The 13,908-nt window shown below is 37.1% G+C and carries 14 protein-coding genes; 9 read left to right on the forward strand and 5 right to left on the reverse strand.

Annotated features, from left to right (window positions below; translation table 11 throughout):
- Nucleotides 1-16 precede the first annotated feature (16 nt).
- From ACI6MV_RS05155 to ACI6MV_RS05170, 4 genes are all read left to right on the forward strand, one after another.
- Nucleotides 17-1,570, forward strand: a complete 1,554-nt coding sequence (locus tag ACI6MV_RS05155; RefSeq protein WP_407269167.1) for a polyamine aminopropyltransferase — start codon at nt 17-19, stop codon at nt 1,568-1,570.
- A 72-nt stretch (nt 1,571-1,642) separates the two neighbouring features.
- Nucleotides 1,643-2,323 carry a metal-dependent hydrolase gene (locus ACI6MV_RS05160; RefSeq protein ID WP_407269023.1) on the forward strand — a complete coding sequence of 227 codons (681 nt, stop codon included), beginning with the start codon at nt 1,643-1,645 and terminating at the stop codon, nt 2,321-2,323.
- A gap of 119 nt (nt 2,324-2,442) precedes the next feature.
- Nucleotides 2,443-2,670, forward strand: coding sequence for a hypothetical protein (locus ACI6MV_RS05165; protein ID WP_407269025.1), 228 nt, complete (start codon nt 2,443-2,445; stop codon nt 2,668-2,670).
- Nucleotides 2,671-2,744: 74 nt separating this feature from the next.
- Complete coding sequence (locus ACI6MV_RS05170; RefSeq protein WP_407269169.1) at nt 2,745-4,058, forward strand: DRTGG domain-containing protein; 1,314 nt, start codon at nt 2,745-2,747, stop codon at nt 4,056-4,058.
- A 29-nt stretch (nt 4,059-4,087) separates the two neighbouring features.
- Here ACI6MV_RS05170 and ACI6MV_RS05175 read toward each other — a convergent pair whose 3' ends face one another.
- Nucleotides 4,088-4,384: a YtpI family protein gene (locus ACI6MV_RS05175; RefSeq protein WP_407269027.1), complete on the reverse strand. Its 297-nt coding sequence runs from the start codon at nt 4,382-4,384 to the stop codon at nt 4,088-4,090.
- A 251-nt stretch (nt 4,385-4,635) separates the two neighbouring features.
- On the opposite strand from ACI6MV_RS05175, the gene ACI6MV_RS05180 reads away from it, so the two are divergent.
- Nucleotides 4,636-5,574: a DHH family phosphoesterase gene (locus ACI6MV_RS05180; RefSeq protein WP_407269029.1), complete on the forward strand. Its 939-nt coding sequence runs from the start codon at nt 4,636-4,638 to the stop codon at nt 5,572-5,574.
- Nucleotides 5,575-5,776: 202 nt separating this feature from the next.
- Here ACI6MV_RS05180 and ACI6MV_RS05185 read toward each other — a convergent pair whose 3' ends face one another.
- The 4 genes from ACI6MV_RS05185 to ytrH all read right to left on the reverse strand — a co-directional run bounded on the left by ACI6MV_RS05185 (nt 5,777) and on the right by ytrH (nt 7,549).
- Complete coding sequence (locus ACI6MV_RS05185) at nt 5,777-5,971, reverse strand: hypothetical protein (RefSeq protein ID WP_407269030.1); 195 nt, start codon at nt 5,969-5,971, stop codon at nt 5,777-5,779.
- 330 nt (nt 5,972-6,301) lie between these two features.
- Nucleotides 6,302-6,502, reverse strand: coding sequence for a YtzJ family protein (locus ACI6MV_RS05190; protein WP_407269032.1), 201 nt, complete (start codon nt 6,500-6,502; stop codon nt 6,302-6,304).
- A gap of 193 nt (nt 6,503-6,695) precedes the next feature.
- Nucleotides 6,696-7,217 carry a sporulation membrane protein YtrI gene (gene ytrI / locus ACI6MV_RS05195; RefSeq protein ID WP_407269170.1) on the reverse strand — a complete coding sequence of 174 codons (522 nt, stop codon included), beginning with the start codon at nt 7,215-7,217 and terminating at the stop codon, nt 6,696-6,698.
- Nucleotides 7,217-7,549, reverse strand: a complete 333-nt coding sequence (gene ytrH, locus ACI6MV_RS05200; RefSeq protein WP_407269034.1) for a sporulation membrane protein YtrH — start codon at nt 7,547-7,549, stop codon at nt 7,217-7,219. Before ytrH ends, ytrI begins: the two co-directional genes overlap by 1 nt.
- Before the next feature lie 128 nt (nt 7,550-7,677).
- Here ytrH and dnaE point away from each other — a divergent pair, with 128 nt between their 5' ends.
- From dnaE to accA, 4 genes are all read left to right on the forward strand, one after another.
- Nucleotides 7,678-11,031, forward strand: coding sequence for a DNA polymerase III subunit alpha (dnaE, locus tag ACI6MV_RS05205; RefSeq protein ID WP_407269036.1), 3,354 nt, complete (start codon nt 7,678-7,680; stop codon nt 11,029-11,031).
- A 256-nt stretch (nt 11,032-11,287) separates the two neighbouring features.
- Nucleotides 11,288-11,899 carry a FadR/GntR family transcriptional regulator gene (locus ACI6MV_RS05210; protein WP_407269038.1) on the forward strand — a complete coding sequence of 204 codons (612 nt, stop codon included), beginning with the start codon at nt 11,288-11,290 and terminating at the stop codon, nt 11,897-11,899.
- A gap of 51 nt (nt 11,900-11,950) precedes the next feature.
- Nucleotides 11,951-12,811: an acetyl-CoA carboxylase, carboxyltransferase subunit beta gene (accD, locus tag ACI6MV_RS05215; protein WP_407269040.1), complete on the forward strand. Its 861-nt coding sequence runs from the start codon at nt 11,951-11,953 to the stop codon at nt 12,809-12,811.
- Complete coding sequence (gene accA, locus ACI6MV_RS05220) at nt 12,811-13,773, forward strand: acetyl-CoA carboxylase carboxyl transferase subunit alpha (protein WP_407269042.1); 963 nt, start codon at nt 12,811-12,813, stop codon at nt 13,771-13,773. The genes accD and accA overlap by 1 nt, the downstream gene beginning before the upstream one ends.
- Nucleotides 13,774-13,908: the final 135 nt, after the last annotated feature.

Here is a 13,908-nt window from a genome sequence, read left to right on the forward strand (position 1 = left end):
CGTTAACGGAGTGATCATATTGGAACCAAAAGCAAGACGTCAAAGTAACCTTATATATTGGGCATCAGGTATTGTATCTATATGCGGTATCATTTTTGAGGTTTTATTTGGTGCTTTAGGCTCCTATATCTTAGGAGATGGTGTAAAACAATATACACTTACTATTTCTTTATTTTTAACGGGAATGGGGGTTGGGGCTAGCTTAAGTGAAAAGGTGCTAAAAAACCTGATCATCACTTTTATTTACATCGAGTTTTTCGTTGCGTTAATCGGCGGTTTTTCCAGTTTTCTCATGTTTGGAATGACAGCTTTTTCTCCACCAGGTTCAGATGCATTATTCCTATACTTAATTACATTTACCGTTGGGGCATTAACAGGTGTTGAATTACCGATTTTAATTCGCAAAGCAAATAGCATTGGTGTTTCATTAAATAGAAGTACAGCACGGGTGCTTTTTTCGGATTATGCAGGAGGGCTCATTGGCGGATTACTTTTTGTGTTTTTATTGCGACCGCAATTCGGGATGGTCAAAACTGCCTTCTTCGTAGGATGTATTAACTTAGGTGTTGCGCTAGTTGTGCTTTGGCTATTTCGAAAAGAAATTAAGCATATTATTGTGCATGCAATAATTGGATCATGTATTGCAGTTCTGTTGCTTTTCGGATTATTATTCGGCGAAGAGATGGCATTTAGCTTTGAGCAGAAACTTTATAAAGATCCGATTATCCATATGGAAGAAAGTCGTTATCAAAAAATTATTATTACGAAAAACCAAGAGGATACAAGGCTGTATTTGAATGGAGGACTACAGTTCAGCTCCATTGATGAATACCGCTATCATGAATTATTAGTCCACCCTGTGATGGCCCATGCAAAAAGCCATGACCAGGTTCTGATTCTAGGTGGCGGAGACGGTATTGCAGCGAAGGAATTGCTGAAATATGATGATCTTGGTCATATTACGCTCGTGGATTTGGATCCGGCAGTCATCGATTTGGCTAACGAACATCCAGATTTGTTAGCATTGAATGACGCTTCTTTAAAAAATGATAAGATAACGGTAATTAACGATGATGCGTTTGAATATTTACGAGAAAGTACCACATGGTTTGATGTTATTATTATCGATTTACCTGATCCGAACGACGAAAGTTTAAATAAATTATATACACAAGAATTTTATTCATTGGCCCGCAATCACTTATTGCCTGATGGAGCGATGATGGTACAAGCGACTAGCCCAGTATTTGCACGAGAAGTTTATTGGACGATTTCAAAAACGATTGAAACAACTGGGATGTATATAGAGAACTTTCACGTAGATGTTCCGAGCTTTGGAAACTGGGGGTTTGTGATGGCGAGTCGAGAGCCGATTCACACTTCTACCTTAGATATTACGGTTCCAACACGTTTTCTAACAAATGATTTGATAGAAGCTGCAACAGTGTTTGGGCAAGATGAAGATAATCACATACAACAGGCAGATGGTAATGCGAAAAGTTGGGAAGCAAACACGTTAATCGATCCGATTCTAATTCAATTGTATGAAAACGCATGGAAAAACTACTAAATGGGTATAGTCATTGTACATTCTCTTAATAATGAAATATTAGGATATAATTTAAAAAGGAGAGAGTAGACAATGAAAGTATCTTTTCATGGGCAATCAGTAGTCAAAATCGTAACAGCAACACACACAATTTTAATTGATCCATTTATTTCGGGAAATGGAACGTGTGATTTGAATGCAGCAGAGGTTAAACCAGACGTAATTTTACTTACACATGGCCACAATGATCACGTTGGAGATACCATTGACATTGCTAAGAAAAATGATGCGTTGGTTGTAGCTCCATTTGAATTAGCAAACTATTTATCATCTAGAGGGCTAAATACCCACCCGATGCACATTGGTGGGGCACATCAATTCGAGTTTGGTAAAGTGAAATTAACACCTGCTTTTCACGGATCTTCATATACGGATGAAGATGGGCAAACCATTTATACAGGAATGCCAGCAGGACTATTGTTTACAGCGGAAAATAAAACAATTTATCATGCCGGTGATACAGCATTATTTTCTGACATGAAATTGATTGGTGAGATGAACAGTATTGACCTTGCCTTTTTACCGATCGGTGACAATTTCACGATGGGACCTGAAGATGCGTTAGTAGCAGCAGACTGGTTACAAGCAAAACAGGTTGTTCCAATGCACTACAATACGTTTCCGTTAATTGAACAAGATGCTGATGCATTTGCCAGCAAAGTAAAGCCAGGGAACGGCCTAGCTTTAAAACCTGGAGAATCAATCGACATATAATTTATCGAAAAACAGACTTGCTAGTGAATGCAAGTCTGTTTTTTTATATTTAAAACATGTTCAGTGATGGTTGTACATAAAATAGAGTAGTGAAAACTATGACAGAAGGAGTGTATGGTATGGAACAGTATGCGTTACTTCGTATTCTTTTAGCATGTTTCTTTCTTTATATTGCTTGGCCGGCGATCAGTGAGCAAGCCTCAAGCCTAGCCTCCATGTTTTGGGCTGGATGGTTGCTATTTTTCTTATTTGTAGTAGGTTCAAACCTAGCTGCTATGTTAAAAATAACGAAACCACTTGGACTGGATAAGCAGGAGGAGAAACAAGTTTCTGTTGGAAAAAATTGATGTGAAGCCGATTCATCTGTATAATAACAATAAGATAATATTTACTAGTACAGATGGAAAGATTGGTGAAATGGTTGGCAACGAAACACGAACAAATCCTCATATTTATCGAATCATTAAAGGTCGGGAATAAAATATCTGTAAGACAAATTGCTAAGGAACTGAAGGTAAGTGAAGGAACTGCTTATCGAGCTATTAAAGAAGCGGAAAATCAAGGCTTAGTAAGTACAATTGAACGTGTTGGCACCATTCGAATCGAAAGAAAAAAGAAAGAAAACTTTGAACGACTTACTTTTGCAGAAATCGTTAGTATTGTTGACGGTCAGGTGTTGGGTGGAAGAGAAGGGTTGTACAAAACGCTCAATAAGTTTGTGATTGGTGCGATGAAATTAGATGCGATGATGCGTTATACTGAAAAAGATGCTCTATTGATCGTAGGTAATCGTGTAGAGGCACATGAATTGGCGATAAAAGAAGGAGCGGCTGTTTTAATTACTGGTGGTTTTGACACGGATGATCATGTCAAAAAATTAGCCGATGAGAAACAGCTCCCGATTATGTCTACAAGCTATGATACTTTTACTGTGGCAGCGATGATTAATCGGGCTATATATGACCAACTGATAAAGAAGGAAATCGTCCTTGTCGAGGATATTTTTACATCCATTGAGGATACGTATTATTTATCTACAAAAGAATTACTTGATCGCTGGTATCAGTTAAGAGATGCAACGACACACAGTCGCTATCCAGTTGTTGATGAAAACAATCGTGTAATGGGCATGATTACATCTAAGGATGTGATTGGTAAGGACCGGACGATAACGGTAGACCGTGTAATGACGAAGAATCCGAATACTGTATTGAAAGAAACGTCTTTAGCTTATGCGGCCCACATGATGGTTTGGGAAGGTATTGAAATCATGCCCGTTGTCGATACACACCAGAAGCTACAAGGACTAATTTCAAGACAAGATGTACTCAAAGCATTACAACATATCCAACGCCAGCCACAGGTTGGGGAGACGATTGATGATATCGTTACAAGTCGACTAGAAGCTGTCGAGGATGATATGAATAATACTATTTTTCGTTCTGACATCACACCACAAATGACCAACCAATTAGGGACGTTATCATATGGTGTATTTGTTTCCTTTGTCACGGAAGCATCGAGCAGATTACTTCGTCAGTATAAAAAAGGTGAACTCGTTGTTGAGAACTTATCGGTTTATTTTATTAAACCTGTTCAAATTGATAGTGTGTTAGAAATAAGGCCGCGTTTGCTAGAAGTTGGAAGGAAATTTGCAAAAGTGGATGTAGAATTGTTTCATGAAAAAGCGTTGGTAGGAAAAGCATTGCTTATGGCACAACTCATTGATCGTTGATATAAAAAAATAACCCCCTTTAGAGGGGATTATTCTGCTTGTATTCTTTTTGCCAATTCGCCTCGATAATGCTTTGCTTTTTTGTATCCATTCACCAGCTGCATTCCTCCGAATAGTAAAAAGACAATCACAACGAAAAGTGCAAGTTGGGTTTGGTAAAACAGGTATTGATTTATTCCAAAAACAGAAATAAATGTACCAAGTGCAAGTTGTGCTTTCGAATTGGTGTATTCTTGAATTAAAGGGTCGTTACTACGAACGATCGCCACCTTGTAATAAATGTATAATACGATCGAAACGATAGTAAGAATTGGAAATATAATCATGACATCTACTCCTAACATAAGAACATCTTTTTCATTTTAGCTTGTTTTACATACTTTTGCTAGAAAATACTATATAATAGTGTTGTTTTCCATATCAATTTTTTCTACCGAATCGTCTACATGTGTACGTTATTATCTTCTTAGACTAGGCAATTGAGCCAATTTTATTATTACCTTAAAGAGCCGTTTTAATTGGCGATAATTCTGGTATTAAAGTGGTTAATCATTTCATGCAATCATAGGAGGATATTATGAGTTATCAACAAGCCATTATTGAAAAAATTAAACAGTATCAAACTATTATAATCCATAGACATGTTCGTCCTGATCCTGATGCATATGGTTCACAAGCTGGACTAGCAGAAATAATCATGTCATCTTTTCCTGAGAAAAAAATTCATATTGTTGGTGATGAGGATGTTTCTTTAGCATACTTAACTAAAATGGATACAATTGAGGACAGCGTATACCGGGATGCGCTTGTAATAATCTGTGATACAGCAAATCAAGCGCGCATTGCAGATCAGCGTTATATGAACGGTAAAGAAATCATCAAAATTGACCACCATCCAAGTGTAGACCCATACGGAGATATAGCATGGGTAGACCCGACAGCAAGCTCTACAAGTGAGATGATTTATGAGTTATACCTGCATGGGAAGGCAGACGGACTCTTATGTAATAAAGTAGCGGCAGAGCTGTTGTATTGCGGTATTGTTGGTGATACAGGTCGTTTTTTATTCCCTAGTACAACAGATAAAACGTTTCGGTATGTAGCAGACCTAGTGGCTTATGATTTTGACAGAACCACGCTATATGACAACATGTATCATACGAAAATGAATATGGCGCGTCTAAAAGGCTATATTTTACAAAACTTCGATATTTCTAGTGCAGGCGTATGCTCCATAAAACTATCGAAAAAACTTTTACAAGAATATCGGTTATCATCATCAGAAACGAGTCAATTAATCGGTGTTTTTGGAGATGTGGAAGGCATTAAAGCATGGGTATTCTTTGTTGAAGAAGATGATCTGATCCGGGTAAGATTACGTTCAAAAGGACCTGTAATAAATGATGTAGCAGCAAAATATAATGGCGGCGGACATCCATTGGCTTCTGGAGCAACCATTTATAGCTGGGAAGAAGCTAAGCAGTTAATCCATGATTTAGAAGAAGTGTGTCAGTAAAAAATATTTGCTATTGTTACGTAGTTGAGTTGTAGTGGTGAATATCACAATTAAGAGAGTGCTAGATAGCGATGGTTTTAGCACTCTTACAACTGTCCTACTTACACTTACCTTAGATTATACATATTTATTAAAATTTAGAAATGCCGCCTTTAATCTGGAGTTTCTCTTGGTTTGTTACTTCCAATAATTAAATATTCAATTACGCTTCGTCAGCGTCTTTAGGTTTAACGAAAATAAATAACAAAAAGCTCAACCACGAAATACTTAGTATAACAACATATACAATAATCCACATCGATTGTTTTTCAATTAAAGATATCACCTCTCTAATTAATAAAAATGAAATAATTATGAAAGGTAACCAATTTGCGGTGGAAACTATAAACTTCCTCATTTTCATACCCCTCCGCTAATACTAATTTCTTGTTCAACATCACTAGTAGTTTAAAAACATATTTTACATTACGCCTATTATTTTATCATAAATATCCATTTGCTTTGTATTGAGAAGTTAGTAAAGTACAATGAGAGCTTTTTAGCAAACAACTGTAAATTCACCTTAAAAAGTTGCTGTTTAAAAGGTGAATTTACTGTTGTTCCGTATAAAAACATATTATATCAACAAAAATAAGCAATCCAATTGACCTGCTAATTGGACTGCAAAAGGATTGGTGTTCATTTTTTCACTCTAACCTGTCTCTATGAGCAATCTGCGCTTTAGTGCTTATTTGACTAATTGTTCTGGTTGATCAGGAATAAACCAACACCCATTTTCTGCGTGATCAATAATTACTGGTATCTGTAACCTATGAATTTCTCTTTTGATTAACCGAATAACTGCCTCTGATTCTGAATAAGCGGAATATCCTTGTATTAAGCGATTGACCTTCTCTTCCACCATTTTTGTTTGGCTGAGGATAAACATAACAATATCGCTCCTTCCGAGTGGTTTCACTTTTCTATCTTAAGTATATTCCAATTTAGGCAATGCTGCTATTCATTTTTTAAATATTCAAACAAAGTTCTAATTTACCTTAATTTAATTCTCTTTCATAATACTGAATTCACACAATCTGCAAACAAATTCACAGAAGGCTGTATAATATAGCTAACTGGACTCAACTGGCTATTTTCAGTTGGACACGCAGAATTAATTCTGCTGGACTGGATGGTACGATAAAAAGATGTGTGACAGATGCTTCATACATAAACTCGTCTACTTTATAGATCTTATTTTGGATTGCTGCCTCTAGCAATTTGTAATTTTCCGATAAACTAAGGATATCTCTACCTATTACATCACTTATTTGCTGTTTCATTTGTTCTACTAATTGGTGAGCGGTTAAACTGTCATTATCGAGTTTTAGTTGTTTTTTATTATCGATACTAATCGTGATAGTCTCAATAGTAATTTTTTTTTTCGCTTCCTCATCTAACTGTTGTTTGCTTTCTTGTAGGCTATCATAATTTAATTTCAAATCATTATAATCCGAACGCAATTCGAGGTTTTCCTCTACCCACCGTTCGTGAAATTCACCATACATATAAACAAACACACAATAAGCCACGATCGCACCAACGACTGTTCCAACAAAGAATCGCTGCCAGCTAGCTCTTTTGTAATATGGTGGGATATGCATCACTCAATTTCCTCTTGTGTGAACCATTCGATAATGAGAATTGCCGTTTGTACGCCACCCATTGCGGAAATGATAAATATAATTTGCTTTACTAAGTCAAATGTGGATCCATCAAATATACCACGTTGAAAATTAGAAATAGCATCAAAAGTGCCACCGATTGCGGCGACAATTGCCCAGATTCGAAGCCCTCTTGCAATCCGTCCCATAAGGGTAAGCGGTGGTTCTCCAGTGGCGAACGATCCAATGCTACCAATAATTGAGCCTCCTATAACAACACCAAACGCAATAAAAAAACATTGGATAATAGAAGGAACAAGACGTTCTTCCATAAATGCCCTCTCCTTTAAAACTAGTCGTTTATTCAATTTATGAAAATTTCGGACAGGTTATGTTATTCATTTCATTGTTGTCATTAATTTAGATATAATGGAAGAGAAGAAAAAGGCGGGAATAGTCTATGACATTTACACATTTACAAATACGAAGTGGTTACAGCTTAATGAGAAGCTCAATTACAATTGATAAATTAGTTCAGCAGGCTAAAACACTAGGTTTCTCTGCGATCGCATTAACAGATGAACATGTAATGTATGGTGCAGTCTCCTTCTATCAAGCATGTCTTCGGGGTGGTATAAAGCCAATCCTCGGCCTGAGCATCCATGTAGAAGATGAAAAAGGTATGGAAACGTGTATTGTGCTTGCGAAAAATAATGCCGGCTACCAGCAACTGCTTAAACTGAGCTCCTATATCGAGTTACACGGGCTTTCAGCTATAGACAAGCAGAATTTAGCTAGCTATTTATCAGATTTAATTGTAATTCTCCCTGCACAACAAACAAGAATGGAAGAATTACAACAATCCGATCAACATCTTGTTGAAGCGTATATAAAAGATTGGTTGAAATTTGTGACGGAAGAAGATTTTTATTTAGGTGTTCAAGATTTCCAGAGCGAGGAAGAAAAGAACCAGATTTATAAGATCAAACAAATGTGTGAACAGCTTAATGTCCGGGCTACTGCAATTAGTGATGTCCGCTATCTAAATAGTGGGGATAGACCTGCTTACGATTGTTTGCGAGCAATTGATCGAGGAGTAAAATGGAACGCGGACAGTCCCAATAATGCTAGCCAACACTTTCATTTGAAATCAGAGCATGAAATGGAAGAATACTTTGGAAATGTATGGCCGGAGCTTTTAATAGAAACGAACAATATCGCTGACCGATGTCAAGTAGAATTAGATTTTACCAAACGAATGCTACCAACGTACCCGGTGTCGGTGGGTGAAACTGCTTTTAGCTTTTTAGAAAGATTATGCTTTGAGCGATTGCCAGCTGTTTACGATCCAGTAACTGAAGCTGTAACAGAACGACTGAGCTATGAGCTTAAGGTTATCCAATCGATGCAATTTAGTGATTATTTCTTAATCGTCTGGGATTTCATCCGATTCGCCAAACAGGAGAAAATTATAGTAGGTCCTGGTAGGGGATCTGCTGCGGGTTCTTTAGTTGCTTACTTGTTAGGGATTACCGATGTAGATCCAATCCGCTATCAATTATTATTTGAACGATTTTTAAACCCAGAACGAATGACAATGCCGGACATTGATATCGATTTCTCCGATCATCGGAGAGATGAAGTACTCGCTTATGTTAGACAAAAGTATGGACAAGATCACGTAGCGCAAATTATAACATTTGGTACGTTTGCTGCACGCTCTCTTTTACGGGAATTAATTAAGGTAATGGATATTGATCAACAAGATGCTGCGTTTTTGTTAAAAGAAATCCCAGTACAATCACAGCTTTCGATAGTTGAGAGTGTAAAGCAGTCGGATGCGTTGACATCCTATGTAAAAAAATCACAACAACTACAACTGCTATTTAAAATTGCAGCAAAGCTAGAGGGACTCCCAAGGCATATTTCCACCCACGCAGCTGGTGTGATAATAAGTGATCGTCCACTGGTAGAGCATGTGCCGTTAACTGCATCAAGCACAGACATGAATTTAACGCAATATCCGATGAATGATTTAGAAGCAGTGGGTTTATTAAAAATGGATTTTCTCGGGCTAAGAAACTTGACGTTGCTTGAAAGAATTTGGGCGGCAATTTCATCAAAGCAGCTAACGAAGGATTATTGGAACTCGATTCCTTTTGATGATCACGCTACGTTTAGCTTGCTTCAAAGAGGGCAAACAAATGGGATCTTTCAGTTAGAATCGCAAGGCATGCAAAAGGTATTAACACAATTAAAACCAACAACATTTGAGGACATAGTAGCTGTTAATGCGCTTTATCGTCCTGGTCCGATGGAATATATACCTGTTTATATTAAAAGGAAGCATAAAGAGGAGCAAGTTTCTTATCCACATCAAGATTTACAACCGATCTTAGAAAAAACATATGGCGTGCTCGTATATCAAGAACAAATTATGCAAATTGCCAATAGATTTGCAGGGTTCTCGCTTGGACAAGCAGACATTTTGCGTCGTGCAGTTAGTAAAAAACAGCTATCGATTTTTAATGAGCAACGAGCTTTCTTTATTAAAGGGTGTATAGCTAAAGGCTACAAGCAGGAGGTAGCGGAGCAGATATTCGATTGGATTGTTCAGTTTGCTAACTATGGTTTTAACCGAAGTCATGCTGTTGCATATAGTGTCATCTCCTACCATCTAGCCTATTTAAAAGCACATTATCCGGCGCATTTTTTTGCAGAGGTTTTAAGCTCTGTCTCTAATAATCAGGATAAATTGCGTCTTTACATAAGAGAAGCGAAGGGTTTTAACGTCGACGTATTAGCACCGTCTATTAACGATAGTTTTGGGAAATTCACGGTGGAAAAGAATCAAATTCGTATGGGTTTATCAACAATTAAAGGCGTAGGAATTCAAGCTGTAAAAGAAATTGTTCGCGCTCGTAAAGATGGCTCGTTTAAACATCTGTTTGATTTCTGTTTACGCGTTCCGCTAAAGGTGGTTACTCGACAAGTGATCGAGGCACTGATTATGGCAGGTGCATTTGATGACACATATAAAAATAGAGCGAGTTTACTCGCGTCCATTGATCAAGCAATCGAGCAAGGCGAATTATTTCGAGAATTTGAAGATCAACCTTCATTTTTCCAAAATGATGTAGAATTTGAAGTATCGTATTTAGAAACAGAAGATTTTACGCAAATGAAGAAACTCGCTTTTGAAAAGGATGTGCTTGGTGTATATATGTCTGACCATCCGTTAGCATCGCACCGTGCACAGCTGCGTGCCAAGGGCTATATTCCCTTAGTTGATACGGCAAAATATATCGGAAATAAACATTGTTTCGTAAGCGCAGTTATTCAAGAAATTAAAACTATTCGTACAAAGCGCGGAGAACCAATGTCATTTTTATCCTTGGGAGATGAAAGAGGAGAAATTGATGCTGTGCTATTTCCAGACCTACACAGGGAAGTAAATAGATGGCTAAAAGAAGAATCGATTGTCTTTATAACTGGGAAGGTAGAGCAACGAGATAATCGTATTCAACTCATATTAGCAGATGTGAAACCATTTAATGAAGAAGTGCTCCTAGAAGATTCAGGACAACGCTTATTTATAAAAGTATCGGATGAAAATGATAGTACGGCATTAACAAAATTAAAACAATTCGCAAATCTGTATCCCGGTGATGTTCCAGTGATTTTGTACCATGACCATCGCAAAAAGACATATCAATTATCTAGTGAATATAATCTGAAACCGACGCATGAACTGATCAAGTCGTGTCAACAAGCTTTTGGTAAGGGGAATGTCGCGATTCAAAATAAAAAATAGTTGGTAGCGTGAGGATATGCAATTAAGAGGCATATACTTGTATAACGAATAATAATAATTTGAAATAAAGCAGCTAAAATGACGAGGGTTTACACGTTCAACTTATTTGGTATAATGTAGTAGTTGTTATTGGTCAGACCACCTAGTTACCTATACTAGATTTATGCTCTCTAACAACTATGGATCTACATTTTAAATAGGATTGACGATCCTTATAGTCCTGAGCAATAGGATGAAGGAGTGAGCTTTACGATTAATGAGCAATTCAAAAGCAAAGGTATATGAAGAAGTATTAAAAGAGATCCAGAAGTTTATTACGACGAATCATTTACAGTCTGGAGACAAGCTTCCGTCTGAACGAGAGTTAGCTGAAAAACTAGATGCAGGACGTTCGTCAATAAGAGAAGCGCTTAGAGCAATGGAATTGTTAGGTTTAATTGAAACACGAAGAGGAGAAGGCACTTATTTGTGTTCTTATCAGTCTTATCACACCGTAGAGTTACTTTCTACATTTATTTTGAATGAAACACATACAAGACATGATTTACTGTTAACAAAAAAGATAATCGAAAAAGAAGCTACCAAATTAGCATTTAGTCACATGCATTTATCAGCGATAGAAGATTTAAAATCAGCTTTCCATGACCCGAAACTTGGCCGAGCGCAAAAGCATGCTGCGTTTTTTTTAGTTATTTTTCAGTATGCTGAAAATAGTTTGTTACAAAGAATTTGGGAGTTAATGGAGAATTTCACTAATACCTTTCATACTATTTCATATCATGATCAATTTTACGAACAATTAATCAAGATGCTAGAAAATAGAAAGTATGAACAAATTGAAGAGCTATTTAACCGTATTTATTTATAGTTTTTGGTAGTGAAAAAAGATAGGCTCTGGTAAAAGAAGGAGGAATAACCTTTGCTTAAAGATTTTTTTAGTAAAAAAAAGAAATATGCGTCCATTCCAAGTGATAAAGCAAGACAAGATATACCTGAGGGAATCATGCAAAAATGCGAGGGTTGTCAGAAAATCTATTACCGAAAAGAAATGAAAAAAAATCTTAACGTTTGTCCTAATTGTGCTCACCATCATCTAATGCCAGCTTTCGAACGTATCGAGAGTTTATTAGACGAGGGATCTTTTATTGAATGGGACAAGCAATTAATTTCAAATAATCCGCTTCAGTTTCCAGATTATGAGGATAAGCTTGCTAAGGACAGAAAAAAGACAGGATTAAACGAAGCAATTGTAACTGGAAAAGGTTCAATCAATGGATTTCATACAGCGATTGCAGTAATGGACGGTCGCTTTCGAATGGGAAGTATGGGATCTGTAGTCGGGGAAAAAATTGCCCGAGCAATTGAAAATGCACGTAAAGAAAAAATTCCATTTATCATCTTTACTGCTTCCGGTGGAGCGAGAATGCAGGAAGGTGTATTGAGTCTTATGCAAATGAGTAAAACATCTGTTGCTATTCAACGCCTTCATGCATCAGGAGGATTAATGATCTCTGTCATGACTAATCCTACGACAGGAGGGGTTTCTGCAAGTTTTGCATCCCTCGGTGATTATAATTTTGCAGAGCCAGGTGCTTTAATAGGATTTGCAGGTAGACGGATTATTGAACAAACGATTCGCGAAAAATTACCAGATGATTTTCAGACAGCTGAATTTCAACTAGAGCATGGACAGTTAGATAAAGTTATTCCAAGACAAGAGATGAAAAAAGTGTTGTCAACTGTACTAGAGATCCATCAGCTAGGAGGTGCATCCTCGTAATGAAGCAAATTATGGAGTTTGAAAAACCAATTATTGAGCTGCGAGAAAAAATTGCTGAACTTAAGCAATTAACCGTAGAAAGTGATATAGATCTGACAAGTGAAATCGCAACGCTTGAAGCGAGATTAGAAAAGTTAGAGAGTGACATCTACGGAAATTTAAATCCATGGGATCGGGTGCAAATTGCTCGACACGTAAACCGGCCAACTACATTAGATTATATTCCGTATTTATTTACTGATTTCATAGAGTTTCATGGTGATCGATTTTTTGGTGATGATGAAGCAATTGTTGCTGGTATTGCTAAATATCATGGCCAAGCGATTACTGTAATTGGCCATCAACGTGGGAAAAATACGAAAGAGAATATTCGTCGTAATTTTGGAAGCCCGCATCCAGAAGGTTACCGCAAGGCACTACGACATATGAAGCAAGCAGAGAAATTTAATAGACCTATTATATGTTTTATTGACACAAAGGGTGCCTATCCAGGTAGAGCTGCAGAGGAACGAGGCCAAAGTGAAGCAATTGCAAGAAACCTTATGGAAATGGCCGGGCTTAAAGTTCCTATTGTGTGTATAGTTATAGGGGAAGGTGGCTCTGGTGGTGCCTTAGCATTAGGTGTTGGTGACCATATCCATATGCTAGAGAATTCCACGTATTCGGTTATTTCACCTGAAGGTGCTGCCGCATTATTATGGAAAGATTCTACCCAAGCAAAGCGGGCAGCGGAATCATTAAAAATCACTTCGTATGATTTGAAAAAGCTTGGAATTATAGAGGAAATAATTTCAGAGCCAAGAGGTGGGGCACACCGTGATGTTGAAGTACAAGCAAAATCAATCGATGAAGTCATTACAGCATCTTTAAATCAACTGTCTAAAGAGAATTCGGAAACATTGTTAGAGAAAAGATGGGAAAAATATAAAAATATTGGTGACGTAACTACTTTACCAGAGTGAATTTTGCCTTGTCTCCTGTGAGACAGGGCTGGTTTTTTGTAGAAAAAAATAAATTTGTAACAATTTCAGGTGTGAATCGGGATATTTTCTTGTATAATTAAATGTTGATGATGTAGTTGTTTAGATATGTCTTTG

Source organism: Radiobacillus sp. PE A8.2, assembly GCF_045635475.1.
Taxonomy (GTDB): domain Bacteria; phylum Bacillota; class Bacilli; order Bacillales; family Amphibacillaceae; genus JBJGXI01.